Raw genomic sequence first — 20,317 nt, forward strand, 5'->3', positions numbered from 1 at the left:
GCAGGTCGCCTGAACAGCTAAACTGTTTCAGGCTCCTGCCGCCGTCCATCTCCCTCTCAGGCCGCATACAGAAGACGGCTCAGCTCCTCTGCCATCGAAAGCTGGCGCTCTCCGAATGCCGCGATATTCCTGACAACTTCCTGCACCGCCTCGTCATCCGCCTCGCTGACGATTTCAGATGCCTGCGCAATAAGTCTTGCCCGTACATCGAGAATCTGTTCGAAGTAATCCTGATACATTTCCTTGCTTAACATTTCCGGCTCCGTTTTCTTGGGGTTGTTTCTGCTTTTATATAATCATCGTCAAATCCCGTGCCAGACAAATCATTACCCATGCAATCATGAAAATGGCTGAAACCGGAACGAAAGGAAGCGGATAAAACTGGTCTTATATAAGACAACTGACTCGATCTGATACGGCTGTATCAGCAATCGGGCATTACTATCTGATTGAAAAAAAAGCTGAAAGCAACAGAAAACCCCTCGGGAGCGAGGGGTTTTCTGTTGCTTTCAGTGCGCGAGAGCCTGTTTGAAAGCTCTCTCCTGACGGCACGACTCTTCGTACATCGATTCGAGAATGACCGCTATCTGCCTGCGGGAGTCCTCCTCAAGTCCGGAAAATTCAAGGGTGCTCTTGACATGCTTGGCATAAAGGCCCATGGCATTGAGGGAGTCCAGTATGTTTTTGTATTGCTGTGACATGGCTTCTATCCGTTTGGGGTTGGGGTTTGCTTTCGCCTTTACAGATAGAATCAGCAACTTCCATGCCAAACAATAAAAACACAACAAGCACCCTGACACCTGATTCCGGAGAGGTAAAGACATCCTCCTTTCACGGGTCCCCCCGTTTTCAGACCCCGGACATATGCTTCAGGGCTTCTTCATGTGGTGATACTCTACAAGCCATGCCAGACTGTTGACATAATAGTCGTCGCGATCCTGATACCAGCATTGCGCGCCATCCTGACGGACATATCCCCGGAGACGCCCGAGCACGGCGGAAGCCGATTGAAAACCGGACGAACGGAGAGCGGCATAGGCTGCACTGTAGAACAGTGCGTTTTCAAAGGTCCCAACGGCTCTGCCGTCACAGGCATATTCGGAAAAAATCCTGCCGTTCCGGCTGAACTCACGGTCGAAAAACGCACCGAAACGCCGAAGAACGCCCAGGGCGCGGCTGTCGCCGCTGATCTGGTAGTCTGCGGCAACCCTGAGTGGAACCCTGACCGACTCCCAGCCGTAGATCGACGATTTTCCGGGAAGCGGTGCTATGTTCCCCTGCAGATCGACGGCGCACCAGTCCGGCACGAGTCCGCACCCTTTGGCTCCGTTGAAGGATTCCTGAAGACGTCCGATCAGGTAATAGCCGGTGTCGGCAAGCTCAAGCCAGCGTTTGTCGCCGCTGACTTCGTAAAAAGTCCTGAAGTGCGACGGAGCATAGTAGGACGGGTTCTGGGGCAGCGTATCCGGAAGTGCGCCGGCAGCTCCAGGCCAGGGCAGCAGATAGAGCCGGCCTTCACGTTCTGCGGTTTCGTGCATGAGGATGCTCTGGAGCACCTCCCGGGCAAGATCGAGATAGCTTCCATCCTTCCAGGTCCGCGATGCAAGAACAAGACTGAAGGCGTAGTCGATGTCTGCGTCCGAAGCGGCGGTGGAATCGGTAACCTGGCCGTTTTCATAATGCCAGGCAAGCAACCTGTCTCCATGGGTTGTTTTGCGGGAAAGATGGGATTCGGTCCATGCAAGGCATTCGTCAAAGGTCTTCCTGTCGTCCATGAGCACGGACCGAAGCATGGCATAAGCCTCACCCTCTGAAACGGTATCGTTGCCGTTCCCTGGGCGCACCACCCGTCCCTCCCTGATAAAGGCCTGGCGGTAATGCTCCCAGGAACCCCGTACAATCTCCGAAGGGCTCGGAGGAGCCGCACAACAGTTGACCATCGAAAGCTGAAACGCCATGAAAAACAGCAAAAGAATAAACACCTTCATTCACGGTTGAAGTAAAAGATTCCGCTGAACATGAAACAATGGAAACCAATCCAGAAAACGTTCATGAGAAGGGAAACGTTCTGCTCGTAATAAAGCCTGAGGATCCCCCACGTCAGGGCGGAAACATGCACGCCCCACAAAAGAAGCTGGGGCCAGAGCACCCGGAGCGGAACGGTTTTCGCTCCGTCCTTTGGCGTCACCTGAAATCCTTTTCCGACATTCAGCAGGCCGGACACCGAAGCCCTGATGTAAACCGGTATGGTCATGAGACTCAGCATCTGTGCCCTGAAAACGTTGATCGTGGAATAGTTTCTCTTTTCCATGCTCGAATAGTAAACCAGAAGCGAAAGCATGAAATACGGCACAAAGGTCAGTACGTAGACCGACGGATCCATGAAATAGGAGGGAACATTGAAAAAGGTGTAGAGAATCGGACCGGCCAGGAGAAACAGGTAGGCCCATCCGATAAAATAGTAGGTCGAGGTTATGGCGTATTCGAACCACTGCACGGGTTTGAGCACCCTGATGTCGGTGAAAAACAGGACGACAAGCTTCCTGAAAAGCTGGACGTTGCCCATCGCCCAACGGTTCTGCTGCTTGAAGTACGAGCCGAGATCCTCAGGCGCCATGCCGAAGGTGTAAGCCTTGTTGTAGTAAAGGGACTTCCACCCTTTCCGGTGCAGTTTCAGCGTTGTGGCGACATCCTCGGTAACGGTCTGTTCGTCGAATCCCCCCACATCTTCAAGCGCGCTGCGCCGTATCACCACGTTGGTGCCGCAGCAGAACATCGACTCTTTCGACGATTTTCCCTCGCAGACGTACTCGAAAAACACCGCCTGCTGAACGTTCGAGATCAGCGCAACCCGGCTGGCGTCGGTATTGGAGTAGAACTGCGGCGTCTGGACGAAGGAGAGACGATCGTCGGCTTCCAGGAAAGGCAGCACTTTTCTCAGGAATCCCGGCATGGGATTCTGGTCGGCGTCGAATACGGCGATATACTTTTCCGTAAGGGTTTTCAGCACGTCGTTGATCAATCCGGCTTTCGCACCCCTGTTGTCGGCCCGGGTGAAAAGCGTAATGTCGTATCGTTCGGCAAGCTCCCTTGCTTCCTGCTTGTAACTTTCGATGGACGAGTCATCCAGCAGATAAACCCGCTTGTTGGGGTATGCCAGACCCATACAGGTAAGCAGGGTGTTTTCGACAACCTGTTTCGGTTCGTGCCTTGCCGGGATGAGGATGGCAACCGAAGCGTCCTGACCGGGCTCCGCCTGCGGAGAAGGTTCATGCTTGCGGCTTTCGCTGACGAGGTTCGAAAAAAAACCGAAGGCATGAAACATGATGAAGAGTTCCGAAAGCAGAAACACGATGCTGAAAACCCGTTCGAAGGTATCGAAACGGGCATGGTAGAGAAACCAGGCTCGCGCGAGCACGTAGATGGTGACGGCAACAAGCAGCACAACCACCTGGGCCGCGAGAATCCTGAAATTTTTTTTCTGCTGCATCGCAAACGTAGCGTTAAGAAGCGTTACCTAAAAATGCCACTGAGCCTGGGCTGAGAGCCTGTCGTCCTCGTAGACCGCCTCTTTGCTGTTCCATGTATGCTGGTACTGCAGGGAGGTGGATAAACGGCTGTTCCAGTCGCGGTATACGCCGGCCTCGACATGGTGGGAGAGGCTGCTGCCCGGTTCGAGACTCACCCGGTACGCCGCACTGTAGTAGGTGTCGTTTGTGCCGCGGTAGAGCTCTTCGTCATTCAGGAAATGCTGCCACTCCAGACCAAACGTATGGGTGGTGAACGATTCAGGCGAGAAGTACACCCCGCTCCTGTCGCTGAAACCGTAGTTCTGCCAGCGGTAGCTCACGCTCAGGCGTGTAGGTTCATAGAAAAGATGCGCGGTGACATCGGCTCCGATGTTTGTCCTGCTGTTGCCGTCGGAATAACGGTCGAGAGCATAATCAGCGCCGGCATTCCAGCGCCGGAAGCCGTCGTAGAGCACCCTGCCCTGCCACCGGCTTTTCTGAAGATGGCTGCTGAATGTTTCATAATTCTCGATCACCTCCTCGCGCCGGAACGCAAGATCGACATGAAGGTTGTCGAGCGGCATGCTTTCGGCTTCGATGCTGCCGGTATGACTGTCCCTGAGATCTCCGGAGTTCTGCTTGAATCCGTATGCGGCCCGCAGCATGATATCCGGCCGGTTGCGGTATTCCACCCCTGCCGTAAGGGCGTTGCTGAACGGGGTATGCCGTCCTGATTCGAAACGGTAGTCCTTCCGGTCGAACTTCACAAATACCGAAACCCGGTCCCTGATGGGCATGTACAGAGCCGTGCGCAGGCCGGTCCAGTTCACGTCGGTAAGACGACTGGCGCTCTTTGCGCTGAAATATTCGGCACCGCTTTCAAGCCTCCTGAGGGAAGAAAGAACATCGATTTTTTTTCTTACGGTTGCCGCCTGCCGGTGATCGGGCATATCGGCAAGCAGCGCGTCATAGGTTTGCGCGGCTTCCCTCCATCGCTGCTGCTGCATGTAGAGCTGCCCGAGGTCGAAAAGCGCCTCGGGATGGTGCGGTTCGGCAAGCAGCCAGCTCCTGTATGCCCTGACGGAGCTGCGGTAGGCGTTCCTGTAGTAGTGCTTCTTGGCCTCCGACTCGGCCCTGAGAGCGGAATCCTCCGGATACCGGGAAACCGCCTCCCGGTAGAGGCGAAGTGATCTCCCGTATGCCCTCATCCATCCGAGCACCCTCGCTTTTTCCCGGTAATGGCGGGAGCTGGCATGAACCGACCCGAGAAGCCTGTCGTAATACTCCAGAGAGGTGCTGTAGTCCCTCTGCCAGCTCGATATGCGGGCGATGTTCAGCAGGGCATTCTCGCTGGAAGGAAACTTCCGGAGCATGTCCCGGCTGATGCCGAGCGCTTTCGGATAATCGTGCCTTGCCATGGCGATATCGGCAAGCCTGCCGTAAAGCACGGGGTCCTGCGGCCTTGCCTGAATCAGAGTGCCGTAAAGCCGCTCCGCCCGGTCGTATTCCCGGAGCGCGAATGCCAGATCGGCCCTGGCCTCGATGACGCCCGAATTTTCCGGCTCACGCCGCTGAAGCTCTTCGAGAACGCCCGATGCCGCCGCATACTCCCTGAGGGAGATAAGCGCGCGGGAGTAGTCGAGCGCCTGCTTGCTTTTGAGCGCCCCTTTTTTCCACAGCTCCCGGTACTGATCCGCAGCATCTCCGTAAGCCCTGTCCCGGTAAAGCACCTCTGCATATTCAGCCCTTGCCGCGTCGGTCGCCTTTCCGCCTCGTATGACTGCGCCGTAAAGCTGCCGGGCGCGATCAAGCCTTCCCGCCCATGCAAAAGTCCTTGCCGCCGCCGTCGCCAATGCCGGATCGTGCGGCCTCTTTGTCAAAAGGCGTTCATACAGTGCGAGGGCCTGTTCCGGATGGCCTGCGGCCTCGTGAGCCGAAATCGCCCTCCGCAAAAGCCCTTCGTCGTCAGGATGCCGTTTGAGCAGCCTCACTGCGCTCTCTTCAGTATGCAGGTACATGCCGGAAACGGATGCCTTACCGGCAAGCCCCCTGCCGCGATCCGCATCCGGGACGGATGACATTCGGGAAGGGATGACCTCAGAGCCTTCTGCATGATGCACCGGGCTCCCGGCAGATGGGCGCTCCGCCGGGTCAGTGACGCCGCTCTTTTCCGAGAGCAGCTCCCTGCCGAAACCCTTTCCTGCTGAATCTGCTGCGGCGTATCCGAGAAGCGGCGCCATTTTTTTGAGGATCGCCTCTCTGTGATAGCCGGCAAGGCAGAGTTCCCGGTACCTGCCGAGCGCCTTCACATACTGGCCGTCCCACGAAAGCACGTCGGCTCTGAGCTCCTGGAGCCGCCAGTCGGAGGGGTTGCTCCGCAGGAGACGATCGAGTTCGGCAAGCGCCCTGCTGTAGCTCTTCTGCCAGACAAGCGTCTCCGCATACCTGCGGCGGACAGCGGGATTCTCGGCCAGAGAAAGGCTTCCGGCATAGCAGCGGGCGGCCTGGGCATATGCTTTCTTTTCATAATGGTAATTGCCGAGTTCGGCCAGAATGCCGCTGTCTCGAATGCCGTTCGGGTTCAAATCCGCAAGCAGCGCATCAGCCTCTTTCTGTCGATCGAGGCGCAGATAGGTCAGATACAGATACCAGGCCGCCCGCTCTTCTTCAGGATTTCTCGCATGTGCAGTCGAAAGGGCGGCAAGAGCCCTGGAATAGTTCCGCTCGTAAAAAAGACGCTCCCCCGCTTTCAGGGAGCTTGCGGAACTTTGCGTCCGCTGAAAAAAAACAGCAGTTGCAACAACAATCGCCACCGATGCGGCGGCAATCAGAATTACCCGAATCCTTGATTTCATAAAAGCCTTTGTCGTGTTGGGGGAAGGCTTTGTCTTCGATCATCCCGATGCGCAGCCGGAAAAACGGCTCCGTACCGGGCATCTGTTTGATAACGCCGCTCTCAATATACATCAAATGCCCTTTCGCAAAAAGGAATGAATCGGTGGCAGCGCAGGAAGTTAAAAACCCCAGAAGCAACTATATGCAGGCGAGCAGGATTTTCTCAAGACTCTCGGGCCCGAGGTCGACCGGATTGCTCTTGCTGCGCGTCACTCCGGCAAGGCGACCCGCATCACCCGCACCGATACCATAAGCGCCGAGCCGCGGAATATCGAGCAGACTTTGCCAGTTCTCAAGCTCCTGCACCAGCAGCATGCAGCCCTCTTCGGTGCCCGCTTCGGCCCTTCCCGTGAGCAGCCGGCCGACCGCGGCGTATTTCCGCAGGGCATGACTGCCGGATCCGGAAAGCTGCAGCCGCAGAATATTTTCCCGCGTGGCTTCCGAAAGCAGCATTGCGCAGAGCACTCCGTGAGGAATGTCGAACGCCCCGCCCACCGACGAAGCGAAGCCGTGAACGATGCCGAGTCCGGCATTGCCGAGCACTGCGCCCGAAAGAAACGCCGCATAGGCTATATCGCCGCGTACCGCCAGGTCTGCAGCCCCGTCCGAACAGGCCTTCAGAAACGACCGGCTGAAGTATTCCAGACCGTGAAAAGCGAGCAGATCGGTATACGGTGAAGCGAACGGGGATACCCATGCTTCCATAAGCTGCGTAAAGGCGTCCATTCCGGACGAGGCGGTCAGATGACGCGGAGCCGAACAGAGCAGTTCGGGATCGAGCACCGCGACCTCCGGCACGAAAGCCGGATGGCGCAGGGAGCGCTTGAACCCGTCGGCCCCTATCCGGCTGATCACCGCGTTGCAGGTAGCTTCGCTACCGGTGCCGGAGGTTGTCGGTACGGCAAGAAACGGAACCTTCCTTCCGTCGTGTTCGAGGAAACCGGGGCGACCCTCGATAAAACGCTCGACCGGATGGCGCTGAAGCAGCATGGCCGAAACCGCCTTGCCGGCATCGATAACACTGCCGCCGCCAATCGCGATCACCGTATCGGTTCCGCCCTTCCGGCCCGACTCGACTGCAGCGTCTATCAGTTCCGGAGTGGGCTCTGCCGGAACGGTCGTATGCAGGAAACCCGAGCATTCACGCTGCAGCTCCGCAAACAGCCGGGCGAGACGACCCGAAGCTTCGAGCGAACGACTGCCGGTCACGATCATGGGGTTCCTGCCGAATCCCGATACAAGTTTTGGAAGAGAGGAAAAGCTGCCGGCTCCGAAATGGAGCGCAGGCAACCTGAGAAGGGAAAAAACCGGCAGGGGTTCAGACGACACTGCTGCACCTCCCCTTGCGAATGAGCGGCTTGCCGCAATCCGGACACAGATCCATGCGACAGGGAATACCTTCGATATGGGGCTTTTCAAAACCGCAATACAGGCAGACGCAGATGTTCTCTCCTGCTGTTTCGGCCTCTCCGCAGACCTGTTCGATGTTTCCGCCCTCGACGCAGATCGATTTGCCGTCAACGATCGCTACGGCTACCTTTTTATGAGCCGACTCGATTATGCGGCCGAAAGTCTGCCGCGACACCTTCATTTTCGCTGCGGCCTCGGCCTGGTAAAGACCCAGCTTGTCGGCAAGCCGGAGCGCCTCGACCTCATCGACGGTGAGCACGACGCTCTCAAGCCTCGACGGAGAGATGCCTTCCGGCTTGAAGCAGGTGAATTTCGGCAGGTCCTCGATACACCGGCAGCTCATCGGCCGGCCAACCCTGTTCTGCTTCATACGCGTTTTTTCCTGATAACCCTTGATCTTCCTGGCGGTTCTCCACGTTTTCAGTCACCACCGAAGTGCGGACGGCAATGGTTTATGCTCTGTACTGCCATGACTGACGACCTGTTCATGAGCCGTCACGAAATCACTTGCCGGCACTGGCCGTCACAACCTCGAAAACCGGAGGGTCCTGTATATGCTTTTTCACGGCACAGAGGTTTGCTGCATTCACCACTGCGTCCCGGTATTTTTCCGGAAAATCCGGAGGAACCTCGATCGTCAGCACGATCCTGCCGATACCCCGTCCGCCCTCTTTAGGAAAGTGTGACTGCACGAGCCGGATTCCCTCGGTAGGAATACCGCGGCTCTGACAAAAGGAGAAAACGTAGATACCCGCACAGGTCCCTATGGACGCGAGAAAAAGCGTGAACGGTTCAGGCGCCGAACCCTCTCCGCCCGCGTATTCCGACTGATCGGTCTGTATGGTGAACCCTTTGAATTCGGCATTCACTTTTTTTCCTCCTTCGAAGGTGATGATCATATCACTGCTCATGGTGCTACTGATTAAATCGTTTTTTTCTGACCGTTTCGAGTTCGGCAGCAAAAAAGCCGCACGCCTTCCCGCCACAATCAATCATAAGCATATGCCCATATTTAAACAAAAACAAAAAAATAAATGGGGAAATGGCGCTCGGATCGAGCCCGGAGAGCCGGAATCCGGTCAGGCGAAATCAAAAAGCCTGCAGGAAAATATCCTGCAGGCTTTCAGGGGAAACGGCAGCGGGTGATCCGAACTGCCGGAATCTACCGCGCAGATTGAAATTCATGCCTGCTTGAGCGCATCAGGCAACAGACACCGAACCAGAACCCGAATCACCGAACAGACGATCCGTGAACTTGATATACCATGCCCCCGCCTGCACCTGCACGATGTAGGCCAAAGCGATCAGCAGCGCGGCATCAGTACCTTTTTCGCCGAACACGCCCAATGCGATCGCAAGCGCAATCGAAAGATTCCGCATGACCGTTCCGTAAACCAGGGCAATGGCATCGTTTCTGGTGAACAGCATCTTGCCGATGATGGTACTTACGAAGAAATTGATCGCGTATATCAGCACCAGCGGCAGAAGAAGATTGGGTAGCATGTCAGGATGCGCGATGATGCTTTTGGCTTTCAACGCCATGGATACGAACACGATGCCCAGTACACCCAGGGTCGACAGAGGCGGAAACTTCGGCTTTATCTGCTGATTGTACTCCTGCTCGCCAAAACGGCTGATCAGCCAGCTGCGTGTGAGAGCGCCGAGCACCAGCGGAAGAAACACGATCAGGGCTATCTGAAGGAATACCTGCATCAGCGGAATTTCGACTACCGCACCCAAAAGAATCTTGAGATAGACCGGTGCAAGAAAAGAGCCTGCGATCAAACCGATAACCGTCATTTTCACCGCTGCAGGCACATTGCCTTTCGCGAAACCGGTCCAGGAAATCGTCATTCCCGAGGTAGGCAGCAGCGAGGTCAGCAGCAACGCCAGCCGGATCATGGGCTGATGTGGAAACAACAGCAGGCCGATGCCGTAACCGAAAGCGGGCATCAGCAGAAAGTTGATGGCAAGCGTGACGCCCTGAAGCTTGTTACCCCCGGGATGTAACAGGTCACGTACGTTCATCGTAACCATCATGGGATAGACCATCAGAAACGTAAGCGGCAGAATGGCCGATCGAAGAAATGCCGGATCGGACACGTTTCCGAACACCAGGCCGGCCAACATGGACAGAGGAATGCTCCAGACCAGATTTTTCTGCAGCCATGAGAGATATTTCCACATTTTCATCTTCCCTTTATGTTGAATTTGTTGTTGGACAGCGCAGGAAGCCACAACTGAACGGAATCGCATTCATGCTTCTTCAGCAAGTCCATAAAACCGATCGAGAAACGGCATCAGCAGCGCACCAATGCATCATTTATAAGCATATGCTCATAATTTATAAAAATAATGATGGAAATCAAGCTTCGTTTCTCATGTTCCTTCCCCGAACGCTCCTGCTTGCGGCTCACCGGACTTGCAATCCCCTGTGACATTCCGGAAAATTTTCCGTATCTCATTATAAAACAAACAGATAAAAAAATTGACCCTATCCCGCAACTACGCGTCACGGGCCGGTTACGGCCCATGAAAATCAAATGCATCACGACGGCCCTCCGGATTGGAGGAAGATCGTGCGGCATGCAATGAAGCATCGGAAAGGAAGGATGAGCTGAATGCAGGGAAGGAAGGAATCCGGATCGGGAAGAAAACGTTCGGCGCATGCACTCGCCCGGCAATCCCTACTCAGGGCTGCCGGCCAATGACTACCTGCTCCTGAGTCCGGCAGCGCTTCTCCCTGCCAGGTAACCGACCGAGAATGCAGCCTGGAGGTTGAAGCCGCCAATCTCTCCGGCATAATCGAGAAGTTCGCCGGCAAAAAAAAGAGCAGGCACGAGGCGGGATTGCATGGTTTTGGGATTCACCTCCGTCAGTGATACCCCGCCGGCCGATACCTCCCCCTCTTCGAGCGGTACGGCTTTGACGCTGCCAAGGGGAAACCGCTTCAGTGTCTGCAGCAGCGAGAGTCTGCTGGCGCGGGCAAGCCCGCTCAACTGCACATCGGCAGGAACCCCCGCCTGGTGCATGATGACCGCTATAAGGGCGGAAGGCGGGGCCCCCTGGCTGTGCTGCAGGAATTTCCGTACCAGCTTTGCACCGTTGCGCTTCGTCTCCAGAAGCAGCGTTTCCTGAAGCGCATCCGGAGTGAGATCGGGAAACATATCCGCAAAAAGCCGGCAGCTGCCCTCCGTTCTGAACAGTTCCGCAACCGCCCTTGAAAGCGAAAGCACGGCAGGCCCCGAAAAGCCCCGGTGCGTGAAAAGCACGTCCCCCCTTCGGCCGACCTGTTTTCCGCCGGCGGAAGCGATCAGGGCCACAGAACGGAGCGACACGCCGGCAAGCATCGGGGAGGGTTTCTCCATGGTCAGTACCGGAGCAAGTGCGGGTGAGGGTTTTACGATAGTGTGACCGAGCCGGCGCGCAAAAAGAAGACCGTCTCCCCTGCTGCCGGTCGAGGGGTATGAGACACCCCCTGTCGCGAGAATGAGTACATCCGCCGTGAAGGTTCGCTCTCCTGCCGTAACGGCAAAAGCATCCTCCAACCGCTCGATGGCGGCGACCGTGCAGGAGGTTTCCATCGTAACGGCGCGCTCCTCCGTCATGCGCTCAAGCGCATGCACGACATCGGAAGCGGAAAACCCGGCAACCGGAAAAACCTTCCCGTCCGGCCTCGCTTCGCACCTGACACCCTGCCGATCGAGAAGCGCAAGCAGGTCGTCGCTCCTGAACGTATGGAGCGCATGGCGGAGGAAACGCTGTTCGCTCCTGTTCAGAAACCCTCTGGCAAGCAGTTCGTCCGGTTCCGCAGCGTGCGTGACATTGCATCTCCCGCCTCCGGATATCCTGATTTTGGCGCCCGGCAGAGCGTTACGCTCCAGAATGACAATGGAAAAATCCTTATCCGGAATCTGCCGTTTGCGCGCAGCTTCACGCGCCGCGACAGCAGCAAGCATTCCGGCAGCCCCGCCGCCTACGACCAGCATATCGATCCGCTTCATAGCCGCTGCACAAGGCTCACTCAGCGCCAGCCTCCGCCAAGGGAACGGTAGAGTTCCGCCATGGCCGTCAGATGCTGGCGGCGTATATCGGCAAGGGCAAGTTCAGCCTCGAGATAACCGCCCTGAACGGAAATGACTTCAAGATAGTTCGCCATGCCGCTTTTGAAGAGCATGTTCGAATTGCGCACCGCCCCCTCGAGCGTTCTGACCCGAGCCGCTGCGGCCCGCTCCTGCTCGCGGAGCTTGTCGAGGCGGACCAGCGCGTCCGAAACCTCTCCGACGGCATTCAGGAGCGACTGCTTGAATGCGATTTCGGCCTGATCCCGACGGATGCGGGACTTCTCGTACCCGGCCTTCAGCTCTCCACGCTGGAAAATCGGCTGGAGAATGGCGCCCTGAACCAGACCGAAAAGCGATCCGGGTGTGGTGAACCAGTTGCTGCTGCGGAAAGAGTTCAGCCCTCCCTGGGCGGTAATGGTGAGCGAAGGGTACATGGCCGCTTTTGCCGCGGCCATATCGGCATGCGACTCCATGACGGCCATTTCGGCCTCGCGCACATCGGGACGGTTCTGCAGCAGCGCCGCAGGAATGCCCGCAGGAAGATTGTCCGCAACCGGAATGGCGGCGAGGCTTCTGCCGCGCGCAACCGCTCCGGGATAACTGCCCGCAAGAATACTCAGCGCATGCTCCTGCACGGCGATCCCCTGCTCGATCTGCGGCACGGTCTGCAGCACAGCCTGCCTTGCGGCCTCCTGCTGCCCGACGGCAAGCATGGTGACCTGGCCTGCGTCGTACTGCAGTCTGATCATATGGAGGGTGGTGTCGGCCAGCGCAAGGTTTCTTTTAGCTATATCGAGCTGGGCGTCGAGCATCCGGAGATTGTAGTAACCGGACGCCACGTCGGCGGCAAGTTTCGTGCGCACGGTCTTTGCCGCTTCCACGGTTTTCAGGTAACCGGCCAGCGCGCCCTTCTTTTTGCTGCGGATTCTGCTCCAGATGTCGATCTCCCAGGAGGTGCCCAGAGAGAGCGAATAGTCCTCGGAATAACTCTGGCCGAGTGCCTGCTGCAGGCTTGAGGAGTTGAGGCTGTTGTCGGAAGGCCTGCTGACCGCTCCCGATGCGTTGAGCGAGAGCGAGGGCAGAAAGCCGAGTTTCGCCTGTTTCAGGCTCTCCTGGGCGTAATCGATGTTTTTAAGCGCTATCTGCAGATCGTAGTTCCGGACCATTGCCGAATCGATAAGGGAAACGAGCGCCGGATCGCTGAAAAAGCTGCGGTAGGGAATTTCCCCTATCGCCTGCTGCCCGGAAGCCGACCCCGCACCCCGGTAGGATCCGGGCAGGTTCACCTCAGCACGCCTGTAGGGCGCCGTGGCGCTGCAGGCGGCCAGCCCCAAAATGAGAAACACCGGAAAACCGGACGCCCGAAGGGTCCTGAAAACACTCTTTATCGTTGGTTGCATATCGTTCTGTTATTGGACACCGTTAAAAATCAGGAGTATCGTCCGCATCGTCGAGCACGGGAGCATGGACCACCTCGATCCGGTGAGCCGGACCGGAAATCCTCTCCTGGAGAGCCTGAAAGATCACGAACAGCACCGGGATGATGAAAATGCCGAGCAGTACGCCGCTGAGCATGCCGCCAACAGCGGCCCAGCCGATCGAGTGGTTGCCGAGAGCCGACGGCCCGGAAGCCCAGAGGAGCGGCAGCAGTCCCACCACGAAGGCGAACGAGGTCATGAGGATGGGACGAAGCCTTGCCCTCGATCCCTCGAGCGCAGAGAGCACGAGGTCCTTTCCCGCTCTCCGGCGCTGGATGGAGTATTCGACGATCAGAATGGCGTTCTTGGCCAGCAGTCCGATAAGCATGACGATCGCCACCTGGACGTAGATGTTGTTGTCGATTCCCGCCAGCTTGATGCCGAGAAACACGCCGAGCAGTCCGGTCGGAATGGAGAGCATCACCGCAAAAGGCAGAATATAGCTTTCGTACTGCGCGGCGAGCAGGAAGTAGACAAAGGCGAGACAGAGCACGAAAATGGCCGCCGCCTTGCCTCCCGACTCAGTCTCCTCGCGGCTCATGCCTTTCCAGTCGTAGCTGTAACCGGCAGGAAGCGTCTTTTCGGCAACCTCCTCGACGGCCGTGATCGCCTGGCCGGTACTGAATCCCGGCTTGACGTTTGCCGTGATGCCTATAGCGTTGAAAAGGTTGAAATGATCGACGGTTTCAGGACCGTACACCCTTTTCAGGGAGGCCACCGAGGTGAGCGGCACCATCGATCCCGACCGGTTCTTGACCGAAACGCCGTTCAGGGAGGAGGGGTCGGCCCGATCTGCGGCTTCGGACTGCATGATCACCCTGTAGTACCGGCCGAACCGGTTGAAATCGGAGGCCTGCATGCTGCCGTAGAGCCCCTGCATCACGGCCATGATATCGGACGTGCTCACGCCGAGCTGCTCGGCCATACCGGTATCGACAACCAGTTCGTACTGCGGATAGCCGGTATTGAACGGGGTAAAGGCGAAAGCGAATTCGGGGCGCTGCATGAGCGCGCCGATAAAGCTGCTGGAGATATCGTTGAACTTCTGCAGGCTGCCGGCAGTTCTGTCCTGCAGTACGAACTCGACGCCGCTCACGTTGCCGAAACCCGGCACGGTCGGCAGGGTGAGCACATAGAACGACGCGTCGGTAAGCATGCCGAGCTTCTGGTTCATCATGCCGGTGATCGACTGGATATTCTTCACCTTGCCCCGCTCGGCAATATCGCGGAGCTGAACGAACATGATGCCTGCGGAAGGGGTGTTGGCGCCCGATATGATGTTCACGCCCGACACGGCGATCACCCGCTCGACGCTCTCCTCCCTGTGCAGCAGTGCGTCGGCTTCCTTGAGCACCCTGTTGGTGCGTTCGAGCGAGGCGCCGGGAGGAAGCGTAACGGTGATCATGGCAAAACCGTTATCCTCGTCCGGAATGAAGCCGGTCGGCGTGGTTTTGAAAAAGAAAAGGGTCAGGAGCGTCACCGCTACCAGACCGCCGATGCTCAGCCACTTGTGGCCGATCAGAAAACGCAGGCTGTTTATGTAGCGCTCCGTCAGGGTGGAGAACGCTGCGTTGAAACCGCTGAAAAACCGAGTGCCGAACCCCTTGAACATGATGAGCTTCTTCTTGCTCCCATCGGCGGGCGCGGCAAGAAAGAGCGCGCAGAGCGCCGGACTGAGCGTCAGCGCGTTCACCGCAGAAATCAGGATCGCTGTCGCAAGAGTAAAGGCGAACTGCCGGTAGAACACTCCGGTTGGCCCCTCCATGAATCCGACAGGCAGAAAGACCGATGACATCACCAGCGTGATGGAGATGATGGCTCCGGTTATTTCGCTCATGGCCGACGCGGTGGCGGGCGCAGCTGCAAGTCCCCGGTGCTCCATCTTGGCATGCACCGCCTCGACCACCACGATGGCGTCGTCCACCACGATGCCGATGGCCAGCACCAGCGCAAAGAGCGTCAGCAGGTTGATGGAGAAGCCGAACAGGTTCATGAAGAAAAAGGTGCCGACAATGGCCACCGGCACCGCAATGGCCGGAATCAGCGTGGATCGGAAATCCTGCAGAAAGAGAAACACCACGAGAAACACGAGCGCGAACGCTTCGAGCAGGGTGTGGATGACCTGTTCGATCGACTCGTCGAGCGATTTCTTGGTGCTGTAGGGCACCGCATAGCTTATCCCTGCGGGAAGCGACTCCGAGGCTTTGTCGAGAACCTGCTGCAGCTCGGTCTGAATGGCGTTTGCGTTGGAGCCCGCCGCCTGGTAGATGGCCATGGTCACCGAGGGACGTCCGTCGACTTTCGAGTTTACGGTATAGTCGTAAGAGCCCAGTTCAATGCGGGCCACGTCTTTGAGCCTGAGCTGCATGCCGTCCTGGCCCGAGCGGATGACGATATTGCCGAAATCCTCCGTGGTATTGAATTTTCCCCGGTACTTGATGATGAACTCCATGGCTTCACGGCTTCCCTCGCCGAACTTGCCCGGCGCCGCCTCGATGTTCTGCGACTGAATGGCCGCAGCGACCTCCGCCGGAGTCAGGCTGTATGCCGCAAGCTGCTGCGGTTTCAGCCAGATGCGCATGGAGTAGTCCTTGTTGCCGAATACGCTTGCCTGACCGACGCCCGGCACCCTCTTGATATCCGGAATAAGGTTGATTTTCGCATAGTTCTGCAGAAAGGTCTCATCGTAATTCGGACTGTCGCTGATGAGACTGATGACCATGATCATGCTGTTCTGCTGCTTCACCGTGGTGATGCCGCGTTCGATTACCGCCGAAGGGAGCTGACTCTGCGCCTGGGAAACGCGGTTCTGCACGTTCACGGCAGCCTGGTCGGCATCGGTGCCGAGCTTGAAGTAGACCGTAATGGTGAGCATGCCGTCGTTGCCCGAAGTCGAGGTCATGTAGGTCATGTTCTCGACGCCGTTGATCGCCTCCTCGAGCGAAGGCGCAACCGAACGGGCTATGGTTTCGGCGCTTGCGCCGGGGTACATTGCCGTTACCACAACGCTCGGAGGCGCGATATCGGGAAACTGCGTGACCGGCAGGCGGCCCATGCCCACAATGCCGAGAATCACCAGCACGATGGAAACTACTGTGGCAAGTACCGGACGTGTTATAAATTTTTCAAACATAGTATCTCTGGGAATTAAGCCATCCGTGAATCTTTCCGAAAAACAATTATAGCGGGAGCCTCTCCGTTTATTTCTGAGGCGCCTTGTCGAACACCGGCTTGACAGCCATACCGTCCTGGAGCCTGCCGAGACCGCTGGTCACAATCACGTCGCCGGGCTTCAGCTCCCCGCCGGCAATGTAGCTGTCGCCGCTTTTGCCGCTAACCGTGAACGCCGTGCGGTGGACCTTTCCCGATTTGTCGAGCCTGAAGACGAAAACCTTGTCCTGCATCTCGACGGTTGCAGCCTGCGGAACCAGCAGCACGCCTTCGAAGCGGCTTTCAAGCCGAACCCGGCCGGTATTGCCCGTCCGGAGCAGTCCGTTTTCGTTGGGGAACACCGCCCTCACGGCGATTGCCGCCGTCGACTCGTCGAACTGACCGCCCACCATTTCAAGCTGACCTTTTTCCGGATAGGTGCTTCCGTCGGCAAGCAGCAGCGTCACCGGCGGAACGTTCCGGATTTTCTCCTCGAGCGTCGCACCCTCGTACTGACGCCGGAACTGCATGAAATCGGCCTCGCTCATGCTGAAATAGCCGTACACCTCGCGCACGTCCGAAAGCATGGTCAGCGGCGTGGAGCCGGTTCGCGCGATCAGGCTTCCCGTGCGGAACGGGATGGTGCCGATATAGCCGCCGACCGGTGCGCTGATCACCGTATAGCCGAGATTGATGCGGGCTGACTGCGCCGAAGCTCTCGCCTGCTCGACATTGGCGTTTGCAGCCAGCAGCGACGCCTTTGCGCTTTTGAGCTGGATATCGGAAACCACCTTGTTCCTGACCAGCGGCGCAAGCTTGTCGACATCGAGCCTTGCGATGGAGGCTGCGGCTTCGGCAGCATGCTGGGCGGCAAGCGCCTGGTTGTACTGTTCCCGGTAGAGACGGCTGTCGATGCGGAAAAGCGGCTGACCGGCCTGGACCAGCGCGCCTTCGTCCACATAGATCTTCTCCAGAATGCCGTCGACCTGCGGCCGGATTTCAACGTTCACCTTCCCTTCAAGCCTGGCAGGGAATTCCTGCATCACGACTGCCGCTTCCGGCTTCAGCTTCAGCGCGGCCAGAGGCATGGCCTGCGGGCCCGATCCCTGCTGGCCTCCGCAGCCTGCGAATGCCAGCGGAAGCACAAAAAAAGCCGCAAAAACCGGCATTCTCAAAAATCGTCTGTAGATCGTCATCATCATCTCTTTTATTTTATAGGTAGTAATCCATTGCCGGTACTTGAAAGGGATACGATATGCTTGCGGAAATCCGCCGGCATATATCCTGTCTGCGCCTTGAAAAACCTGCTGAAATAGGACTGATCGCTGAACCCGAGTTCGAAGGAAACCTCCTTGAAACTCTTTCTGCCGTAAGCGATTTCGCGTTTCGCTTCGAGGATGAGGCGCGAGTGCAGAATGCGGGTAAGCGTCACATCGAACTTCTCGTGCAGAATCTCGTTGAGGCGTTTCGGAGTGATACCGAGAGCCGAAGCGTAAAACTCCGCATGCCGCTCCTTGCGGAAATGCTTTTCGATCATCTCGAAGAGCTGGCTCATGCGCTTGCCGTTCTTGTCGAAGGAAAAATTCTTCTCGCGATGCAGACGGGCGATGTGCAGGAGAAAGGTCTTCAGATAGGACAGAAGAATGCAGAAATCGTTCTTTCCCCGGCTTTCAAGAAACATCAGATCGACAAGCTGCTGGAGCGGAGTCACCGCTTTTTCGGGAATTCTGATGCCGGAGTTGACGAAGGGATTGAACAGAATCGAGAACTCGGGCTCCATGATGCTGCTGAAAAAATCAACGGAAAAAGCGATATAGCAGCCAGAAGGCGCCTGTCCGGAATAGGCATGCACCTGTCCGGGAGCCATGAGGTACATCAGTCCGGCCTCTACGGGATGCGGCTCGAAGTCGATATAATGGAAATTCCCCGTGGCCGAGGTCGACCAGAGAATTTCAAAAAAATCGTGCCGATGGTGCTCTCGCACAATTTCTGACCCCAACTCGCTGAACTCTGCTATTTCAAAAAAGCAGTTCTCGAGACGGGCAAGCGGAATATCATGCCTGGGATTCACGTGTCTTTAATCAATCGTTAACTGAATTTTGCACAATCCAAACATAAACATATAACGAAGATGCATTAAATACGATGGACAATTATCCCTAAAAAATGCACTTTTCAAACCAACCATAGCGAAAGCCCTCCAGGGAAAGCTTTCCCTGTAAAGCAAAAAAAGCCTTTCGCGCCTGTTTTTCCTACTGAAACGTACCTGCCAACTGCCCTGCGAAACGCAGCGGTTTTTCTTAATTTTTTAACCTGAACGAAACAACGGGAGTAAACCCGATTACGGTACAGGATAAGATATAATGAACTTTTCCGATATTTTTTATTCCGGCAGACATCGGAAGGAGCGGAAATTTTCGTGCCCGTGAGCGTTATTTCTCGGCTCCGGAGAAGCGGGCATATGGCATAGATATCACCCCCCCGCACAGCGGCAGCGCTCCAGATCGAGCAGACGCTCCTTCAGCGGAAGACCCCCACGGTAGCCGGTCAGTTTTCCGTCGCTGCCGATAATGCGGTGACAAGGGATGAACACCGGCACCGGGTTCAGGCGGTTCGCCATACCCACGGCACGCACGGCCTTCGGGTTCCCTGCAGCCACGGCGACATCGCGGTACGAAGCGGTCCTGCCGTACGGCACTGCGGCGACATGCCTCCACACCTCGCGCATGAAGGGCGTGCCCCGTGGATCGAGCGGCAGGTCGAACTCCCTGAGACCTCCCTGAAAATATGCCTGCAACTGCCTGAACGCCTCCCGGAGAAACGCCGTTTCGCCGATCTCGGCATCTCCGGGCAAAGGGTCCGACTCAAAATAGAGATTGGTCAATGCGCCTTCGCACTCGGCTATTCCGATGCGGCCTGCTGCCGTCTGCTGCAAAGAGAGGATCATGAAACCGAACTCCTGTTGGTAAACTTCCCGATAGATTCCGAATGCGCCGTAAGCGACTGCGTGCAGAAAACGCCCGCCGAAGGAAAAACGTTCAGTCATCCGTGTTGCTGTTCGGTAAAATAAGAAAGGAACCCGATCCGGAAAAAGCCCTGCCAACAGGAAGGACGACCAGACCCGGCCTGAGGCTGGATAATCGGGGGATGAGACGGGATCGATCCGGGTGGCGGAGGCTCGCAGGCCTTACCGTTCAGCGAAATCCTCTGTTGATGAAATCGCCTATTCCCGTTTCTTCAGGAATGACATAGATAATGCCGCCCCCTGGTTTGAATAACGGGCTGATTACAGTCGAATAGAGCGGAACAGATACATTGATGCACCCCCATGTGATCCGGTTGTCTTTCGGTGTTTCTGACCGCAATCGCATTGCTCTCTGCTGACCGGGCACCTTGATGACCGTATGAAGCGCAAGAGCATTGCTGTAATCAAACCAGAGCAGCTCCTTTCGATGAAGATCCCGGCCGTTTTTTACCTGAAATCTGCCTGCAGGAGTAACCCGGTTATCGACAGCGAGTTCGTCGTTGCTTGCGTACATGGTGTTTGGATCGAGATGATCCTTCTTTGTAACTCCAAGCAGTACCGGCCCGGATGCTACCAGCTGGCCTTCTGCATTGAAAACGAAAATTTTTGCGTTCTTTTTATCAATCAGCGCAAACGGCTTGTTTTTATTATCGTTGGTATCCTTTATCCAGGAAACCATCCCGACTACTGCATCTGAGGCATTTGCCGCTGAAACGACAAATTCACGAAGAACCCCTTCGCTGCAACATACCCGGTTCATGACGGGCAGAATGGCAAGGGCAATGA

General features: G+C 56.7%; 16 protein-coding genes. All 16 read right to left on the reverse strand.

Annotated elements, in window-relative coordinates:
* Positions 1–56: 56 nt before the first annotated feature.
* Entirely contained in the window at positions 57–254 is a 198-nt protein-coding gene (locus WBP50_RS05530; protein WP_423932274.1) for a hypothetical protein, read from the reverse strand.
* Between the two features lie 255 nt (positions 255–509).
* Entirely contained in the window at positions 510–701 is a 192-nt protein-coding gene (locus WBP50_RS05535) for a hypothetical protein (RefSeq protein ID WP_423932275.1), read from the reverse strand.
* Between the two features lie 168 nt (positions 702–869).
* A complete protein-coding gene (locus WBP50_RS05540) occupies positions 870–1,988 on the reverse strand; it encodes a glycosyl hydrolase family 8 (RefSeq protein WP_423932277.1) in 1,119 nt (372 codons plus the stop codon).
* A complete protein-coding gene (locus WBP50_RS05545; protein WP_423932278.1) occupies positions 1,985–3,490 on the reverse strand; it encodes a glycosyltransferase in 1,506 nt (501 codons plus the stop codon). Before WBP50_RS05545 ends, WBP50_RS05540 begins: the two co-directional genes overlap by 4 nt.
* A 27-nt stretch (positions 3,491–3,517) precedes the next feature.
* Positions 3,518–6,364: a tetratricopeptide repeat protein gene (locus WBP50_RS05550; protein WP_423932279.1), complete on the reverse strand. Its 2,847-nt coding sequence runs from the start codon at positions 6,362–6,364 to the stop codon at positions 3,518–3,520.
* Positions 6,365–6,542: 178 nt separating this feature from the next.
* Positions 6,543–7,733 carry an iron-containing alcohol dehydrogenase gene (locus tag WBP50_RS05555; protein WP_423932281.1) on the reverse strand — a complete coding sequence of 397 codons (1,191 nt, stop codon included), beginning with the start codon at positions 7,731–7,733 and terminating at the stop codon, positions 6,543–6,545.
* Complete coding sequence (locus WBP50_RS05560; protein WP_423932283.1) at positions 7,723–8,184, reverse strand: DUF134 domain-containing protein; 462 nt, start codon at positions 8,182–8,184, stop codon at positions 7,723–7,725. Before WBP50_RS05560 ends, WBP50_RS05555 begins: the two co-directional genes overlap by 11 nt.
* A gap of 133 nt (positions 8,185–8,317) precedes the next feature.
* Positions 8,318–8,725, reverse strand: a complete 408-nt coding sequence (locus tag WBP50_RS05565) for an OsmC family protein (RefSeq protein WP_423932284.1) — start codon at positions 8,723–8,725, stop codon at positions 8,318–8,320.
* A gap of 289 nt (positions 8,726–9,014) precedes the next feature.
* Positions 9,015–10,001, reverse strand: coding sequence for an arsenic resistance protein (locus WBP50_RS05570; protein ID WP_423932302.1), 987 nt, complete (start codon positions 9,999–10,001; stop codon positions 9,015–9,017).
* Positions 10,002–10,525: 524 nt separating this feature from the next.
* On the reverse strand, positions 10,526–11,818 hold the full coding sequence (locus WBP50_RS05575; protein WP_423932286.1) for an NAD(P)/FAD-dependent oxidoreductase: 1,293 nt from the start codon (positions 11,816–11,818) through the stop codon (positions 10,526–10,528).
* Between the two features lie 20 nt (positions 11,819–11,838).
* Positions 11,839–13,278 carry an efflux transporter outer membrane subunit gene (locus WBP50_RS05580; RefSeq protein ID WP_423932288.1) on the reverse strand — a complete coding sequence of 480 codons (1,440 nt, stop codon included), beginning with the start codon at positions 13,276–13,278 and terminating at the stop codon, positions 11,839–11,841.
* Positions 13,279–13,300: 22 nt separating this feature from the next.
* Positions 13,301–16,489 (reverse strand): efflux RND transporter permease subunit, encoded by a 3,189-nt coding sequence (locus tag WBP50_RS05585; protein ID WP_423932289.1) that lies wholly within the window; start codon positions 16,487–16,489, stop codon positions 13,301–13,303.
* Between the two features lie 67 nt (positions 16,490–16,556).
* The gene (locus WBP50_RS05590) at positions 16,557–17,708 is read right to left on the reverse strand and encodes an efflux RND transporter periplasmic adaptor subunit (protein WP_423932290.1); all 1,152 of its coding nucleotides are present in this window, start codon (positions 17,706–17,708) and stop codon (positions 16,557–16,559) included.
* Positions 17,709–17,713: 5 nt separating this feature from the next.
* Complete coding sequence (locus WBP50_RS05595) at positions 17,714–18,577, reverse strand: helix-turn-helix domain-containing protein (RefSeq protein ID WP_423932292.1); 864 nt, start codon at positions 18,575–18,577, stop codon at positions 17,714–17,716.
* A gap of 402 nt (positions 18,578–18,979) precedes the next feature.
* Positions 18,980–19,453 carry a methylated-DNA--[protein]-cysteine S-methyltransferase gene (locus WBP50_RS05600; RefSeq protein WP_423932303.1) on the reverse strand — a complete coding sequence of 158 codons (474 nt, stop codon included), beginning with the start codon at positions 19,451–19,453 and terminating at the stop codon, positions 18,980–18,982.
* A 247-nt stretch (positions 19,454–19,700) separates the two neighbouring features.
* A partial coding sequence (locus tag WBP50_RS05605) for a L,D-transpeptidase (RefSeq protein ID WP_423932293.1) occupies positions 19,701–20,317 on the reverse strand: 617 nt, incomplete at its 5' end.

The sequence above is a fragment of the Chlorobium sp. genome (genome assembly GCF_049593655.1).
In the GTDB taxonomy this organism is placed as follows: Bacteria; Bacteroidota; Chlorobiia; order Chlorobiales; family Chlorobiaceae; genus Chlorobium.